Raw genomic sequence first — 16,238 nt, 5'->3', positions numbered from 1 at the left:
TTTTTTGCATAGCATGGGGTTGCACCCGTCGGATATAAGATTTTGGAATTAGCGCAACGTAAGTTTCCTGCTTGTTCCAGAACAGGACAAATTTATGATTCGTCAATTCCATTGATTGCATTCAGACCATAACTTTTTAAGATATTCACCGCGAGCTGTACATCTTGATATAATGTTTCTGCAACAGGAAGTGTGTTTACCATATTAAGTGCTTTATATCTTGAGCCGGAAAAGTGATGATACTGTAATACTTTTACTTTAATGATTCCTTTCAGATCTTTCAAAAACGACCCAATTTTATCGGACTCTTTGTCATTATATCCTTTTACAAAAGGATATCGAACTTCAATTTTGCAGTTGTTTTCACATAGAAATTTCAAATTTTCTAAAATTATGTAATTATCCTGAGTTGTACACTTTTTGTGAACATTATTATCAATGGCTTTTATATCATATAAAAATTTATCTGTATAAGGAATGATTCTTTTTAATACTTCATTGTTGACGTATCCGCAGGTATCAATATTAACGCTAATTCCATTTTGAAAAAGCTCTCTTGATAGAGCCGTTGCAAAATCCGATTGCGCAAGACATTCACCACCCGATAAAGTAACTCCGCCGCCGCTGTTTTTATAAAATTCTTTCTCTTTCATTAATTCATATACGAGTTCATCAACTTCGTATTCCTGTCCAAAAACCATAATTGCCTGTGTTGGACAATATTTTGCCGTTATTTCGCTTTTGACGTGATTACATAATCCACAATTCATACATTTATTTTCAAAAAAAGCAATTTGTTTGTTAAAAGATATGCTCTCGGGATTATGGCACCAAATACACTTTAGAGGACAACCTTTGAAGAAAACAGTTGTACGCAGACCATCCCCATCGTGTATTTCCATTCTTTTAATACCTGAAATTACGCCCTTCATTTGAATGACCTCGCTATAAACTCTTCTTTTTCTTTATCACTTAACGAAGAGAATAAAACATTCCAGCCGCAAAGCCTTACCTGTAAATTTGGATATTTTTCAGGATTCCGCTTTGCATCTTTTAAAATTTCTGTATCAAGCACATTATAGTGTACTGCAAATCCGCCGAATTCGAAATAAGTTTTCAGAGTTGAAACTAACGATTTTAAACCATTTTTCCCTTGTACTGCAGATAAAGGAAGGTCAATATCAACGATTGCACCGTTAGGAGTATTTACGGTATCAATTGTATTTAGTGACATCAAATGTGCAGTGGCTCCCATTTTATCCGCACCAAAACTTGCAGATGTATTTTGTGAAAGAGGTTCTCCTGAGAGTCTGCCGTCGGCAGATGCTGCAGTTTTCTCACCAAAATCCCAACGCCAGTCAATTGAAAAAAGTCCTAATCTGTATTTTCCGCCTTTGACATTTGGCTTCCCATTTATTGTTTCCGATAATTTATCTACGATTGATTTTGCCATATGATCTATTGTTTTATTACCGTTTCCAAATTTAGGATATCGATTTTTTATAAACAGCCTCATAGGTTCTTTATCTGTCCAGTTTGATTTTAAAATTTCTGTAAGTTCTTTTATTGTCATGAGTTTATCCTCAAAAACCGCCTTTTTGATTGCCGCAAGTGAGTCGACTGCCGTAGCAAGCCCTAATGCATTAACGGAAGAATTACAATATTTTGCGCTATTATCACAGTACAAATCACCGCCTTTTTCCAAAGAAGACGTATAGGTTGCTGAAAGAATTGGCGCTGAATGAATACTGTTATAATGTTTCTCAAACAAATCAGTACATTTCATTGCACAATTACATAAGTAAACAAGTTGGCGTTCAAATTCAGCATATAAGTCGTTAAAATTATTAAAATTGCTATCGGTTTCAAGTCCTATAGTTTTAGATGTTAACATATCTTTTCCACCGTTTAAAGCAAGTTCCAACGCTTTTGTAATATTTACTCTTGCATTACATGAGCAAGTAAGTTCATTGTAGCCGCCACACTCATAACAACCTACAACGTGGTAATTTGTAGCATCGCTGTGTTCTATACCTAATTTTTTTAAGGAGTCAATAACCTTTTTGTCTGATAAAAAGACAATGCTGTTGTTGCCACTGCGAATCCCATTAAAAGCAGATTCAATAATATCAGACGGCGTATTATCAGAGCACAGTATATGTAATTTAGTGTTGTTTGTATGAGCAAACTTATATGCATCCAAAAACAAATACGACAATTCATTGATTAAATCATTTCCGTTAATATCCGTTCCACCAATGGCGAACGGTATATTAGAAGGAGCCTCTAATCTGTCTATTTCCTTAATGAAGTCCATAATCAATCTTTTTGATTTATCAATATTCTCGTTCTTATAATAAGGAAAATATAGTTTATCAAGTCTGCCAAGTGTTCTTAAATATGTTCCCTCAAACATATGTTGAAGAACATAATAGACAATGGTGGTCTGAAGCGCCTCGTAGAAACTAGACGGAGAATTTTTACAGAGATATAAAAGTGCATTTGCCATTTCTGTTTTTCCGTTCTGCAAAGCAGCTTCGGCACAACGTTTCATAAACTTAAGCGCAGCGTCATATACTTTGATCGTATTATTGAAAAATCTGCGTTTTTTATCATCTGTTGCATATCTTTCATAATACTTTTTCAATTCTGTTCTAATTCCATATACGCCCAGAGAAATAACCCTTTCCCATTCGGCTGTTGTGTGACTGATATCAAATGTACCGGTAAATGCCAATGCGTTGCATCCGTCCGAAAGCTTATTTTTTTTTAGCTCCTCATCATATATAACCGCTCTTTTCCATGCAATCTGATTTAAAATTCCTTTGCAATTCACATTTACAAAAAAACGATTATTTTCTGGAACTGTAATTTTACAATTATCAAGCAGATAAATAATAATTTTACAATCTGCTTCCAATACATCGCATGCATCTTTTTTGCTTGAGTGCCGCTCTGCATAATCCAATAACTCTTTTCTTGCTAATGGCATAAATCTTACCAACTCCTTTTGTTACAATTGTATAATAACAGAATTATATTGTAAATATGAATTATCAAATAATTTATACTTTTCGAAACTTTAGATAAAATTTATGTTGATTTTCTCAGTATCTTATGATAAAATTTTATACAAATAAAAGAAAAGAAGACGATGTAATGGAACTTGATATAGTCGAAAATAAATTTAGTATTAGGCAAATTATAGATGTGATAAAAGCAAAGAATGAACATATTCGCAAATTACTTACCGTTAAAGACAGACACAGCGACGCATTTGTATATGTTATCTCGGGAAGCTGTACATATAACTTTAATGACAATCAAGAATTCACTGTAAATGCCGGTGATATATTTTATCTTGCTCACCACGCCAACTATACAATGTATATTCATTCAGACGAATATCAATTTATATTTTGTGATTTTGAGTTCGAAAACCATGATTTAAAAAAAAGTAATATTTATGCACCCAGTAACGCATCTTATGCAGAGAATACCTTTAGGAAACTTTTATACATATACACACATCATACAAGTATTTCCTTTTTTGAGTGTATGTCCATTTTATACGATATCTATGGTATTATTGCACTAACTGCAAGCACGAATTATATGAGCAATTCTATAAAAACAAAAATAACAGAAGCAAAAGAATATATTGATACTCATTTTAATGATTTGTCACTGAGTATTTCCGTGTTAGCAGATAATCTTGACATAAGCGATGTCTACTTTAGAAAGCTTTTCAAAAGTCAATATAATATGTCTCCATCGAAATATATAAACGCAATTCGAATAAATAATGCACAAAGACTTATGAAACATTCTTTTTTATCTTTAGAAACTTGCGCTCTTAAAAGCGGTTTTTCTTCTCTGCAATATTTCAGTCGAGTTTTTAAAAAAATGGAGGGCATATCTCCCGGAAAATATAGAAAAGAAAAGCTGAATGATTAAAATTTTTCAGCTTTTCTTACTGTTTTCTTTATTTAGCCAGGGGGCTGTTACGATACCTCCTGCGGTACTCCGTGGGAGTAATTCCCTCAAGGCGTTTAAAGCTGGAGCTAAAGTAAGAAAAACTGCCAAACCCGGTTGACAAGGCAATTTCAGAAAGGGCAGAATCACTGCCGGACAAAAGCTTTTTTGCTAACGACAGCCGCCGCTTTAAAATATATTCCCCCGGCGTCATGCCCACGGTCCTTTTAAACTTGTGGCAAATGTGATATTTGCTCACAAACGTGTGCTTTTCAATGTCGTCCAGCGTGATTTTCGCCGTAATGTTCTGGTCAATGTAAGACAGCACCGAGGAAATTATTCCGCCAAAATCAGGTGAAACCTGGGAGGCAGAAGCTGTGCAGGCTGAAAAAAGAGCAAGCAGTGCGCCGGCAAACAGAAGGTTTTTGTGTTCCTTTGCGTTGTAAACAGACTCAAAGTCTCTTTCAACCCGTTCGGCAGCCAGAGAATCAAGACGCACTGCGCCCTTTTGCAAAAGCATGGGCAGCAGTTCCGGCTCTTTTGCGGAGGCAAGCAATCTGTTGAGATATTCTTTGGGCAGATTTAAAATGGTTCTTACATATTCTGTGCCAGTGTCCGGCGTAACGCTGTGCACGTCCTCTCCGTTGATTATGTAAAACGTGCCGGGCGTCAGCGGAAATAACCTTGCGCCAATCATTACGCGCCCGCGTCCGTTCGTTACGAAAAGCAATTCAAATTCGTCCGGATGCACATGTTTTTTTCCGGAAAGCTGGTTAGGCCCTGACTGCCGGTAAATAAATTTTTCGTAATGTTCCATAAAACCGCCTCCTTCTTAAAATTTTATCACAAAGCAAATAGAAAAGCAATATTTTTAAAATATGTGCCAATATTAAGATATTATTTTCAGAATAATAAAATTAAAATAAAAGGGAAAGGAGTGTTGTGCATGCTCGAAATGGAATGCAGCTGCGTACAAAAAAAACATACCGCACCGGTGAAAACCGTAGAGGTTGGAGAACACGCAGTTGAAAAAATAGGCGAAATTCTGTCAGAATATAAAAGCATATTTTTAGTAGCGGATGAAAACACCTTTCAGGCCGCGGGGAAGCGGGCAGAGGCGCTATTAAAAGAAAAAGGGATATTATCCCACACCTTTCTTTTAGAGGCGGGGGCGCTCCCCACCGACAAGAACGTTGGACGGGTTCTGATTGAAGCAGGGTGGGACGAAGATATCTACGACATTAACCACTTTTCCAATAACCCGGACTTTATTTTGGCCGTAGGCTCAGGCTCTGTAAACGACATTTGCAGAATGGTAAGCTACCGGCTGGGGATTGAATATGGAATTTTGGGCACCGCTCCGTCTATGGACGGGTTTGCGTCGGTGGTTGCACCTTTAATTGTGGGGAACAAAAAAATTGTTTATACCTGCTCCATTGCACGCCACATCATCATTGATTTAAACATTGCCGCCGCAGCGCCGAAAGAGCTGCTTATGGCCGGCGTAGGCGATATGATTGGAAAGTATATAGCCATTTTAGACTGGGAACTCTCCCGTATGATGACCGGGGAATATTACTGCGAAAAGGTGGCCGATATGGTAATTCAGGCCACAAAAACTTGTATTGAATCCTCTGAAAAGCTGTTTGAACGCGATATTCATACCATCAAAAACACAGTGGACGGACTGATTTTGTCAGGCCTGGGCATTGCATATACCGGCAGTTCGCGGCCGGCCTCCGGCACCGAGCACATGATTGGGCAGACCTGGGAGGTTATGGATTTGGAGGAGGGCAAAACGCCTAACCTTCACGGCATTGAGGTGGGTGAGGCCACCTTTGCTGCTATGGTGATGTATGAGCGGCTTTACAGGGAAACCCAGGACGAAACGGTGAAAGCATTAATTAAAAAATATTTGCCGCTGTTCTATGAAGTGGAAACGCTGCAAAAAACGCTGAGGCTACCGTTTACGGTAACAGACAAAAAACGGTATGTAGAAGGCGTGCTGCGGGGGCGCACCTTCCGCGAACGTTACACCCTTTTAGAATATCTGCACCGGTTCGGAAAACTTGAGGATTATGCCGAACAGTCCTATGACGAGGTTATGAAAAAGTATTGCCTTAACAAATAAAAAAGCATACCGCCTTTTGGCGGTATGCTTTTGATTTTAAGAATAAATTAATTCAAAGAAATGAAATGGAACGTATGCTTTCCCATCATATAGATATGGCTGGACCTCTTTTTCATAGGAGGCTCCATTCGTAAGCAACGATCCGCCGGCAAGATAAGTAAACGCTGTTTTTTCCCCATTTAACAGAATATCTCCTGTAATCATGTTATAAATTTCCTTGTAAACCGGTTCGTGATATTTGACGGTATCAAGGGAAATGCTAATTTCATGTTTTTCATCATTTGTTTCAAAAACAAAGTTGCCGTTCTGAAAACGATACTCAATTCCTAATATTTCAACAATTTGGTCAACGTCTACAAAAATATTGCTTTTATACTCATATGCTTCAATCGCATCAATTTTGTAATGCTTTCCGTCAATGATCAAATCCGCAACGCCTATCGTGGAGCAAATGGAACTGTATTGGGAAAGAGCCATATCCTGAAAGCTGTTATAGGAAATGGCAAAGTCAAACTGATCGGTTGCATACATCAATTTACAGCTTGTAGCGCCGTGCGGTCCGCCAAAAGGGTAAAGATACACATAGGGCTGACCAAAGTCTGAGTTTTCCGGGTTTGTCACCTCTCCCAGTTCAACAGTGGTATAGCCGCTGTGAAATATTCCGTCCTGCACAAGACCACCCCTTTTCATAGCATGCAGCAGATACCGTACTTCGCCCTGCTTTGCAAGATAAGTGACGGCGTTTTCATCCTCACGTGTGTCTAAAACTTCAAAGTTATCAGAAACATACTGTTTGGCTTCTTCATAAGTCAGCATTTCAGCCAGGTCTTTTGTGTGCTTGTAAAGAGTATGGAACTGGAACTGAGCAACAAATCCGCCTTCGCCATCCAACACAAGATTTCCGGCGTATTCGCCGTTCATATAAACAGGCTTGATTCGATAAGCATCACGCAAGAAGTTTTCTGAAAACTCCGTTTCCAGTGTGCACTGGTAGGGATTTAGCTGGTCGAACGAACAGGAAAGCTGATCGTCTTTCAAGAAAAATTTCAACTTATAGTTGGGGAAATGATTCAACCAGTCAAAGTCATCTTGTAGGTAGGTCTCAAGCGAAACTGTGCGGTTTGTCTCATCCCATTTAAAATTACATAAATAATTAGAATAACCAAACTGAAAATTCTGGCTTGTTTCGTCCACGGTTCCTAAATCTTCAATACACACTGCTGTTCTTCCGCCGATGTTATAGCCGGGAACCTCATGGCCATTGAAGTACACCTGAATGTCGGTGGCATAAACGTTTCCTAGTATAGTGCCAGTCTGTCCGCGGGGAGCATCGTAACTGCCAAAGCCTTTTCTTCCGTCGCTTGATACGGTGAGCATCCGCTTCTCGTCATTATAGCTCCAGATAAACCCGTAACTGCGCTCGTTATGTTCCCAGTCGTACAAATCCTCAACAAGAATAGCCGTCTTACCGCCAATGTTATACGAGTCAATTTGCTTGCCGTTTACATAGGCTAAAATGTCCGTAGAATAAATGTTACCAACAACAGTTTCCGCCGCTGAGACCGCAGAAACGGAGTTCAGAAAAAGAAATACCAAAATCAGAGACAAAAGCTTTTTCATTTTCACCATCTCCGTAAAAGATTAATATTTATAAATTGCCACTTCCCGATTTTCCGGCACCCAGTACACTTCGCAGTGCAGGCTTTCCGCAATGGCGCGGATGGGTACCATGGTTCTGTCGCCAATGATTCTGGCAGGCACGTCTAAGGTGATAACATCACCGGGAACAAACAGCTTGTCCGAACCGATTTGAAGGCTTACAACCGTGCCGTCCGGCCCTTGAGCGTGAACGGTGCTGGTACTTTCGTCCCATAAAATGGAGGCGCCTAAAGCCTCCAAAGCGGCGCGCATGGGGACCAGCGTCCGGTCATCTACAATTTGAGGCGGCACGTCACAGGCCACCGGGCTGCCGTTAAAGGTCAGTGTAATAGGCGTTTCCTCTGCAGATGCCGTGAAAACGAACAGGGAAGCTGCTACTGTAATCGTTAATAAAAGAGCTATAATTTTTTTCATAAAAAACGTCACCTTTCTATCCTTTGTTATACTACTTATTATAAGCGCGGGGAGCCATTGTGTCAATTGTAATTATTTAAAAATGTCCGATTAATGTCCGATTTAGATAAATTTATGTCCGAAATTGGTATTGAAGTATAAAGAACGCCATTGTATACTAAAATTAATTTTAAAGAGAGAGAGGGATGCAAAATGAAAAAAATTGCTGTGATGTTTTTGTCGTTTTTTATACTGATTTCCTGGCGCATATCCGGCTTTGCGGCGTCATCTAAGGCGCATGATGAACAAGGCTGGTTTGCAAATAGTTTTGAGTCGGCGGCAGATTTATCAGATGCAAAAATCAACCTAGCGGGAAATACCTTTGAAACCCCGGGCGCCGCTGATACTGCAGGCGCAATGAACATGCAGTTTCGGGCAGACAGGAAAAACTATCAGCCGTCAATCGGGCTGAAAAATTTAATGTTTACGCCGGGCCGGGAATATGTTTTGAGCACATGGATCAAATTTAACAACGCTGAAGTGATAAAAGCGCCCAAACTGCGGTTTATGCTGTTTTATACCAGAAGGGACAACCCGGATATGTTGGTCTATAAGGATGCCGCACTGAGTGAGATTTATACAGACCGCTTTGAAACTGCGGCAATGATTGATATGTCGCCGGAGGATGCGGGTCTTGTTTCTGCCGACGGGACGTGCACACCGGGCTGGCACAAGGTTTCCATTCCATTCACGCCGCAGTCGCAGATGCTTTGGAACGCTTATATGGACGAAAGCAAAATGGCAGAATATAAAGCACAAATTCTGTTCCGGTTCGGTGCGGTATCCGATGCGGTAAACGACCCCAGGAATTTTACGGAGGACTATGTGTCTTCAATTAATGCGGAGGCAGACACGCCCGAATACTATAACAGCCTTTACATGGACATATCCTTTGATGATTTAACAATAGAGCCGAAGGAGCCGGAAGAAAAACCCTCCTTCGGCATACAAAACGTGACCAGCAGCGCAGAAGGCGCGCTTTTTATGGGACAGACCATCACGATTCATTCTGATGTGGCCGGGAGCGGCCCCGTTAAAACCGTGGTTACCCGAATCTGCCAGGAAAAGGACGGAAAAAAAGCGGCGGTTTGCACCTTAAACGGTCTGCCTGGGGAGGCTGTGCGGTTTTCTGTGCCGGACTGTGCTTTTGGCAGCGAACTGAGCGCAGAGGTAATGGCAATTTCTGAAGACGGCGCGGTATCGCAAAAGGAAACACTTGTGTTGGGAACGGTGGAATATGGCGCCGCAGCTTCGCTTTTGAAAAAGGGGGATGCCGTTGAATGGAGCGTCACAGGAAAAAGCACAAGCGGACAGTTCGGAATGGGAACTGCCATTTTAGCGTCATACGACGCAGCAGACCGTCTGGTAGCTGTTGCGTGCAGCAATGTGGAATTGAGCGGAACAGCAACACATGCGACAGTGCCGGAAGACAATGCTCATGTACGGTAAAGTATCACAAGAAAATTATGTCGAATTGACAGCCGCCTCCGCTATACCGAATAAGGAAATAAAGAGTCCTCAAATTTTGCGCTACTAAATGAAGACGAGCGGAAGTAATCTCCCGCTCGTCAGTAAACTTAACTATGCCATATCAATCCCGCTTCTTTCCCGCCACCGGCACTAAGAACAGCGCGGGCAACAGCAGGAAAGCGGTACAGACCAGCCCCCAGGGTATGGACACCTGCTGGGCTACCAGCCCCACAATAGGCCCGCCGATGATCTGCCCGAAAGAGTCCAGCTGTCCGCTGGTGGAAAAGACTGTGGCGCGCATTTTCTCATCCACATGGTCGTTCATCCAGGCGGCCAGCACAGGCTCCTTGATGGTGCGCATAAGCCCCGCCAGCAGGAACACCAACAACATGAACCAAAAGCTCCGCCCCACCGCGAAGAGAACCAGGCACAGGATATACCCGGCGCTGGTGGACATGACCACACTGGTTCGGCTGACAGTCCCTTTTTTCTCCATGCGGGCGATGAGCAACTGAGAAGCCAGAATACCTAAGCCGTTGCCGATAAGACTGATAACACCGAACCAAGTGACGCTGTTCAGCGGCCCGATAACGGGTATTACCGTGTCATCCAGAAAATGAGCGGTGGAGAGCCGGTCAAAGCCTTCACTGGCAAGTCCCCCGCATAGTGTGATTGCTAAGAGCGCCAGCAACACAGGTGCGCCTTTCACAAAGCCCAGGTTGAGCTTGAACAGGCAGACAAAGTCTTTAAGCAAGCCCTGCCGTTCCTCAATAGCAGGGGAGAAGTTGGTTTCTGGCATGATGCGAACCATCACCAGCCCCAACAACAAGCACAAACTGCCCCCCAAGATGACAGGCATTTGCAGGTTTATGTTTCCCAGCAGTGTGCCCAGCACCACGCCCAGAACGCCGCCGATTTGCCCCATTTGACTGCCCCGCAGGAACACCTTGTCTATGGGTTTGTCCTCTTCCTCCGAGGCAATCCACGCCTCCAGAGCGCCGGTGATGAAGGTATCACCGCAACCCCAGACAACCTGGGCCAGCAGAACCGGCGCGAACCACGGTAGCGCACCCTCCATCAGAAAGCCCAGGCCGTAGAGGAACATTCCAATCAGCACCGAGCGCCGACGGCTATACAAATCCGCCACCACACCGGTGGGTATCTCGAACAGAAAGCAGGAGGTCTCCAGAACCGTCCCTACCAGGACAAGCTGGAAAGCATCCAGCTGCACCACCTCCAGGTGGTACACGATGGAAAGCACTGTGGACATAGAAACCGCCAGGGAACAGACAAATCGGAACAGCAGGTAGACAGAATATGCCTTTGAATTTTTAGCAAACATGAAGTTACATTCTCCTAGTATAATAATGGTGTAGTCAAGAACGACTACTGGTTAATAGTTACAAAGTCCAATCTAATAAATCTATATAGATATAACGGAAGGAGGAGTTCCCCCTCCATCAGAAGTTATAGGACATATTTACCGTGTCTGAGGTTTCCTTAATGCACCAGACAAAATATAGAGGTATAATCACTGAAGGCAGGATCATTGACGTTTCCTCCTTGGGAGCCGGCCTTCTGGGATATTTCGCAATAGCCAGCAATGAACGCTTGCATTGCGCAAGACGTTACATTATCTTCTGAAACATATGCCGGATCTTGTCTAAACGGCTGTTCGGGCGGCGTGGCTGAAATACAGGCTCGCCGGAAGTTTCCTGATACCCTTTTAATTCTGTAATGCAGACACTTCTTCCATTTGTATAAAAATTCAGATCATTCCTATATTCACCGATACAACGGGCAGGGATTTCACCCTTAAAAATAACTTCATCTTTTTCAAGTCTGGTTGATTCAATGATTGCGCAATACTTTGGTGCATCATTATAAGCCCGTGAAAGATATTCCTGCGGTGCAAAAAGGGTAAAGGAAAGGTATGGTTCCAACAGTTGTGTCCCTGCTTTTTTCAATGCCTGCTCCAACACGACAGGCGCAAGAAAACGAAAATCAGCGGGGGTGCTGACCGGGCTGTAATAAACTCCATAATCAAAACAAATTTGGCAGTCTGTCACTCCCCAGCCATATAAGCCCTGCTCCATTCCATAACGCACACCCTCCATGACGGCATTTTGAAAACTTTGGTTTAAATAGCCGAGAGATACCTCGCTTTTATATTGTGTTCCGCTTCCAACAGGAAGCGGTGTTACAGTCAAACCAATAGATGCCCAAAACGGATTCGGCGGCACTTCAATATGAATCGTGCAGCTCGCTTTTTTTTGCGGTCTTTCCAGATAAATAACCGAAGGCTCTTTCATAGCCACGCCCACATGATATTTTTCTTCTAATAGCGAACAAATAACTTCTAACTGTACTTTTCCCAAAAAAGATAACATAATCTCATGGGTAACAGTATCAATGTCAAAATGCAAAAGAGGGTCTGTATCAGCAATCTCTGCGAGGGCATTTAACAGGGCTTCCCTTTGCTCCGGCTTTTGCGGCTCTACCGTTGTCCGAAGTAATGGCATGGGATTATCAATCCGTGTTTTGTGAGGCAGGAGTTTTTCATTTCCCAGGATATCGTTCAGTTTCAAAGTATCATCAGCTAAAATAACAATTTCTCCCGGACAGGCATGGTCAGCCGGGACGATTTCACCATTTGACGGAATACACATTTCTGTAATCTTTATTTTTTCCTTTTTTGACAGCAGCAGGGTATCCCGTAAATGGAGCGTCCCATGATACAGGCGTAAATAAGAAAGCCGTTTTTTCCGCTCTGTATACTCAACCTTAAAAACATATCCACATAATTCAGACTGAATATCGTCCGTTTCTGTAATGAAAGTTTCTATAATCGCTTCAATCAGTTTTTCTGTTCCTAAATTGTCTTTTGCACTCCCATGATAAACAGGAAACAAAGAGCAGCATCTGGTTCTTTTGCACTTTTCATATTGTAATTCCTGTATATCCAAAGAATCCTCTGCAACATATCGTTCTAATAGTTCATCGCTTCCGGAAATAATCATATCCCATTTGTCTAAATCAGAAATATCGGTCATGGTTATCTTTGGCGACAGGGAAACCTCCTGCATGACAATCATATCACTGGTAAGTTTATCTTTAATGCTTTGGTAAACACACTGCAGGTCGATCCCATTTTGGTCTATCTTATTTATAAAGATAATTGTCGGAATGTCCATTTTCTGAAGCGCATGGAATAATATACGGGTTTGTGCCTGTACGCCGTCTTTTGCTGAAATGACTAAAACAGCTCCGTCAAGGACAGATAAAGAGCGGTATGCTTCGGTTAAAAAATCCATATGACCGGGAGTGTCCACGATATTGATTTTATAATCATTCCAATAAAAAGAAGTAACCGCTGTCTGAATGGTAATTCCCCGTTGCCGTTCCAAAATCATAGTGTCTGTTCTTGTGGTCCCTTTATCCACGTTTCCCTGTTCCGCAATCGCTCCACTGGTGTATAGCAGACTTTCTGTCAATGTAGTTTTTCCTGCGTCTACATGGGCCAGAATGCCGATATTGATTATTTTCATGTGATTGTCCTCCCTTTACAGCCCCAAAGGGCATAAAAATCCCCAGCAGTAAAATACTTTTACCACTGGGGATTCTAATTTGCGGACATACACATATACAGCATACACCTATTTGTGATTGCTGTTTTTTGAATATGTCAAAATTGATAAGGCAAAAGTATTCTTAAATTGGGTACAAAAAACCAAGCCCCCACAAAAGGAGCTATCATAATTCTTTGTTCCCACTATTTGATTATAGTTTTATTTAAGAATACCTTGCCGCATATTTTTTACTCCTTTTCTGGAATGAAGCTATTATATCACATCAGTTTTAGGAAAGCAAGTACTTAAAAGAAATTTTTCTTCCCCTTATATGTAACAATCATACCGGCTTCCTGGTGTTCAGAATGGTTTCTGCTGTCTGCTGTGGTGTTTGATTGGAATTGTCCAGCCAAAAGCCGATCCGTGGTGTTGTCTGCATAAATGTATCGTATATTGATAAAATCAGCATCAGAGAGGAGGAACCATTTTGAACCAGAAACAGACGGATATTACAACAGGAAAGCAAATACGTCATCTGCGAACACAATCGGGAATGACACAGGAAGAACTGGCTGGGGAATTGAATGTTACCCGGCAGGCGCTATCGAATTGGGAGAGAGATGTTAATGAACCCGATTTAAATACGTTGAAAAAAATTTGTTTTCTTTTTGGAGTCCACATGGACGATTTTGCGAAGGAGGTAATAACAAAAATGGAAACATGTGAAAAAAAAGAGAAACGACAATTTAATAAGTATGATATGGCAATTGGACTTTTTTATGGTGTCGGGATATTTCTTGGCATTGGTATTTTCTTTGTTGGCGGTTTTATGACAATGTCGGGTGCAGGGTGGGGAGCATCACTATTTGGCGGTGGCTGTTTTTCTCTTGTATTTGGCTTGATATGCCATGCAGTTATTACATTGAGAAGAAATGACAAATGATGACATATCCTGCTTTCTAGACTTTTCGGTCATATCGCGTAAAAAAGCCGCTGCTTTTGGCTTTCCAATAGCGGCGGCAAAGGGAAATATCCTTTGAATACCTTACAGAAGAAAAGTTTTGCAGCATTATAAAAATAAAAGCCTATACCATTTTGGAAAGAAAAGATACATAATAGTCAAGACGGCAACAATCAGAAGTTATGGAGGGTAACAATGGAATATAGTAAGGAAGATTTAATGGAAGCAAAAAGGCAAATTTTGGGAGTGGGAGAGAACATGGGAACAGAGGAAAGTAAAAAAATCTGGGAGAAAAACGCACAATTTTGGGATAATGCAATGGGTGACAAATCTAATGAATTTCACAGAGAGGTAGTGCGTCCCAAAGTAACGGAACTTCTATCTCCTAATCCTGCGGATTACATTTTGGATATTGCGTGTGGCAATGGAAATTATTCTTCGTATCTTGCACAAAGAGGCGCTTCGATTGTCGCTTTTGATTACAGCAAAAAAATGATAGAATTGGCTAAAAGACGGCAATCACAATATGCAAAACAAATTGAATTTTGTGTAGCGGATGCGACCAATAGAGAAAGTATATTAGAATTAAAAAGAAATCGAGCCTTTACGAAAGCAGTTTCTAATATGGCAATTATGGATATTACGGATATTGAACCACTTCTTATGGCTGTTTATGAACTGTTGGAGGAAAGCGGAATTTTTGTCTTTGCAACGCAACACCCTTGTTTTATCACGTTGACTGAAAAATATATGACACCGCACAGTTACTATGGTATAGCGATTGAAGGGCAACCGGAGGAGCAGATTTATTATCATCGTTCCATACAAGATATTTTTAACCTTTGTTTTAGAGCTGGATTTGTCATTGATGGATTTTATGAAGAATGTTTCAAAAACAACAAAGAAATTCCTATGGTAATGATAGTAAGGCTTAAAAAGGTAAAACGTGATAGCTTAAAATAAATTCAAGTTTGCCGGATAAATAGCAAACCTGGCCGAGCCAGTCAACGGTCAAGATGAACGGGCTTCGCCCGCCGTTGACAGCCCCGCCCGGTTTTGCAGTTAGGCAGTCAAGGAGCGACAGCCTAAAGTGCTGCCGCCCCTTACTATCATAAAAAGCAACTACTAACCAGCCACAGCCCTTTTGGGAGGAAAGGGGGATTTTCCATGACCTGTACAGAAGAATATCGGGAACATATCGAGTACACTTTCCATGCCTTTTGCAAAGTCGTTATCCGAAATGCAACGATCAACGCAGCGAGGACACGGAGCAGGAAGCACAAAAGAGAAATATCCCTTGAATACCTCACAGACGAAAAGCACTACCCTTTAGGCACGACAGATGAATATTTCCAAGCCCCGGAGCCGGACGAGGAATACATACTTACCCTTTGCGGCGATACGGTCATTTTCAGCAGCGGCTTACTTGCGGAAGCCCTGTCACGGCTGGACGAACGGGAGCGGGAAATGATTTACCTGTCCTTTTTCAAGCGTATTCCACAGCACGAAATTGGCAGACAGTACGGGCGCAGCCGCAGCACAGCGGGCTACCATATCCGAAAAGTCCTACGGCAGCTCCAAGCGGAAATGGAGGGAATGGCATATGAGAAATAATAGGCTTCTCCCCTATGAAACAATCGTCCAAGCCACCAGCGGGGAGCCGGAAGCGGTGGGAACTGTATTGCAGTATTACCGCCGCCGCATACAATGTGCCGCCCGTGTGAATGGACGGGTAGACCAAGATACAGAGGACTACATCACCCAGACGCTTCTCACAGCTATTTTCAAGTTCCGCTTTGGGAGATAGCCCTACCGCCTACAACTGAATAACCGCCGCTTCGCCGGCAACCAGAAAGCAGTAAATCTATTCAACAGATTTGCTGCTTTTTTTCGTTCCTGTTTGGCATTTTTGAAAATCCCCAGTATGAAAAAACAAAAGGGAAAATTGCCGCCGCAGTTGGCAAAATCCCTTACTTATCCGTGGAGGGTATCAAAGAAAAAAATACTGCCATTGTCCGCC

General features: G+C 41.9%; 14 protein-coding genes. 7 read left to right on the top strand and 7 right to left on the bottom strand.

All coding sequences use genetic code 11. The features are described from left to right. Nucleotides 1–92: 92 nt before the first annotated feature. Together H8698_RS12250 and H8698_RS12245 are read right to left on the bottom strand one after the other, a co-directional pair. Nucleotides 93–932, bottom strand: coding sequence for a radical SAM protein (locus H8698_RS12250; protein WP_249313752.1), 840 nt, complete (start codon nt 930–932; stop codon nt 93–95). After that, on the bottom strand, nt 929–2,992 hold the full coding sequence (locus H8698_RS12245) for a pyruvate formate lyase family protein (protein WP_249313751.1): 2,064 nt from the start codon (nt 2,990–2,992) through the stop codon (nt 929–931). Before H8698_RS12245 ends, H8698_RS12250 begins: the two co-directional genes overlap by 4 nt. Before the next feature lie 167 nt (nt 2,993–3,159). Here H8698_RS12245 and H8698_RS12240 point away from each other — a divergent pair, with 167 nt between their 5' ends. Beyond that, nucleotides 3,160–3,957 carry an AraC family transcriptional regulator gene (locus H8698_RS12240; RefSeq protein WP_249313750.1) on the top strand — a complete coding sequence of 266 codons (798 nt, stop codon included), beginning with the start codon at nt 3,160–3,162 and terminating at the stop codon, nt 3,955–3,957. Between the two features lie 28 nt (nt 3,958–3,985). Here the strand turns inward: H8698_RS12240 and H8698_RS12235 are convergent, their stop codons facing one another. Next, on the bottom strand, nt 3,986–4,792 hold the full coding sequence (locus tag H8698_RS12235) for an AraC family transcriptional regulator (RefSeq protein ID WP_249313749.1): 807 nt from the start codon (nt 4,790–4,792) through the stop codon (nt 3,986–3,988). Nucleotides 4,793–4,921: 129 nt separating this feature from the next. Here H8698_RS12235 and H8698_RS12230 point away from each other — a divergent pair, with 129 nt between their 5' ends. Further along, entirely contained in the window at nt 4,922–6,106 is a 1,185-nt protein-coding gene (locus H8698_RS12230) for a sn-glycerol-1-phosphate dehydrogenase (protein WP_249313748.1), read from the top strand. Nucleotides 6,107–6,142: 36 nt separating this feature from the next. Here H8698_RS12230 and H8698_RS12225 read toward each other — a convergent pair whose 3' ends face one another. Together H8698_RS12225 and H8698_RS12220 are read right to left on the bottom strand one after the other, a co-directional pair. Next, on the bottom strand, nt 6,143–7,726 hold the full coding sequence (locus H8698_RS12225; protein WP_249313747.1) for a hypothetical protein: 1,584 nt from the start codon (nt 7,724–7,726) through the stop codon (nt 6,143–6,145). A 21-nt stretch (nt 7,727–7,747) separates the two neighbouring features. Continuing rightward, complete coding sequence (locus H8698_RS12220) at nt 7,748–8,179, bottom strand: copper amine oxidase N-terminal domain-containing protein (RefSeq protein ID WP_249313746.1); 432 nt, start codon at nt 8,177–8,179, stop codon at nt 7,748–7,750. A gap of 192 nt (nt 8,180–8,371) precedes the next feature. Here H8698_RS12220 and H8698_RS12215 point away from each other — a divergent pair, with 192 nt between their 5' ends. Beyond that, nucleotides 8,372–9,667: a hypothetical protein gene (locus tag H8698_RS12215; protein WP_249313745.1), complete on the top strand. Its 1,296-nt coding sequence runs from the start codon at nt 8,372–8,374 to the stop codon at nt 9,665–9,667. 142 nt (nt 9,668–9,809) lie between these two features. On the opposite strand, the gene tet(40) is transcribed toward H8698_RS12215, so the two are convergent. Together tet(40) and tet(32) are read right to left on the bottom strand one after the other, a co-directional pair. Further along, nucleotides 9,810–11,030, bottom strand: coding sequence for a tetracycline efflux MFS transporter Tet(40) (gene tet(40), locus H8698_RS12210; RefSeq protein WP_024407615.1), 1,221 nt, complete (start codon nt 11,028–11,030; stop codon nt 9,810–9,812). 286 nt (nt 11,031–11,316) lie between these two features. Further along, on the bottom strand, nt 11,317–13,236 hold the full coding sequence (gene tet(32) / locus H8698_RS12205) for a tetracycline resistance ribosomal protection protein Tet(32) (RefSeq protein WP_003505402.1): 1,920 nt from the start codon (nt 13,234–13,236) through the stop codon (nt 11,317–11,319). A 508-nt stretch (nt 13,237–13,744) separates the two neighbouring features. Between tet(32) and H8698_RS12200 the strand changes: the two genes are divergently transcribed. From H8698_RS12200 to H8698_RS12185, 4 genes are all read left to right on the top strand, one after another. Beyond that, complete coding sequence (locus H8698_RS12200) at nt 13,745–14,200, top strand: XRE family transcriptional regulator (RefSeq protein ID WP_003505401.1); 456 nt, start codon at nt 13,745–13,747, stop codon at nt 14,198–14,200. A gap of 213 nt (nt 14,201–14,413) precedes the next feature. Next, nucleotides 14,414–15,181, top strand: coding sequence for a class I SAM-dependent methyltransferase (locus tag H8698_RS12195; protein WP_003505400.1), 768 nt, complete (start codon nt 14,414–14,416; stop codon nt 15,179–15,181). A gap of 204 nt (nt 15,182–15,385) precedes the next feature. Further along, nucleotides 15,386–15,832: an RNA polymerase sigma factor gene (locus H8698_RS12190; RefSeq protein ID WP_003505338.1), complete on the top strand. Its 447-nt coding sequence runs from the start codon at nt 15,386–15,388 to the stop codon at nt 15,830–15,832. Next, nucleotides 15,822–16,025 (top strand): helix-turn-helix domain-containing protein, encoded by a 204-nt coding sequence (locus H8698_RS12185; RefSeq protein ID WP_003505336.1) that lies wholly within the window; start codon nt 15,822–15,824, stop codon nt 16,023–16,025. The genes H8698_RS12190 and H8698_RS12185 overlap by 11 nt, the downstream gene beginning before the upstream one ends. The last annotated feature ends 213 nt before the right edge of the window (nt 16,026–16,238 follow it).

Origin of the sequence: Congzhengia minquanensis (genome assembly GCF_014384785.1) — a bacterium.
Lineage (GTDB): Bacteria > Bacillota > Clostridia > UBA1381 > UBA9506 > Congzhengia > Congzhengia minquanensis.
Note: the sequence above shows the minus strand (reverse complement) of the source record. Positions and strands in the feature narration are given on the sequence as shown.

Bases quoted from the DNA above. Each gene is read 5' to 3' on its own strand.
- H8698_RS12250 (WP_249313752.1), bottom strand. From the start codon at position 932: ATGAAGGGCGTAATTTCAGGTATTAAAAGAATGGAAATACACGATGGG.
- H8698_RS12245 (WP_249313751.1), bottom strand. From the start codon at position 2,992: ATGCCATTAGCAAGAAAAGAGTTATTGGATTATGCAGAGCGGCACTCA.
- H8698_RS12240 (WP_249313750.1), top strand. From the start codon at position 3,160: ATGGAACTTGATATAGTCGAAAATAAATTTAGTATTAGGCAAATTATA.
- H8698_RS12235 (WP_249313749.1), bottom strand. From the start codon at position 4,792: ATGGAACATTACGAAAAATTTATTTACCGGCAGTCAGGGCCTAACCAG.
- H8698_RS12230 (WP_249313748.1), top strand. From the start codon at position 4,922: ATGCTCGAAATGGAATGCAGCTGCGTACAAAAAAAACATACCGCACCG.
- H8698_RS12225 (WP_249313747.1), bottom strand. From the start codon at position 7,726: ATGAAAAAGCTTTTGTCTCTGATTTTGGTATTTCTTTTTCTGAACTCC.
- H8698_RS12220 (WP_249313746.1), bottom strand. From the start codon at position 8,179: ATGAAAAAAATTATAGCTCTTTTATTAACGATTACAGTAGCAGCTTCC.
- H8698_RS12215 (WP_249313745.1), top strand. From the start codon at position 8,372: ATGAAAAAAATTGCTGTGATGTTTTTGTCGTTTTTTATACTGATTTCC.
- H8698_RS12195 (WP_003505400.1), top strand. From the start codon at position 14,414: ATGGAATATAGTAAGGAAGATTTAATGGAAGCAAAAAGGCAAATTTTG.
- H8698_RS12190 (WP_003505338.1), top strand. From the start codon at position 15,386: ATGACCTGTACAGAAGAATATCGGGAACATATCGAGTACACTTTCCAT.
- H8698_RS12185 (WP_003505336.1), top strand. From the start codon at position 15,822: ATGAGAAATAATAGGCTTCTCCCCTATGAAACAATCGTCCAAGCCACC.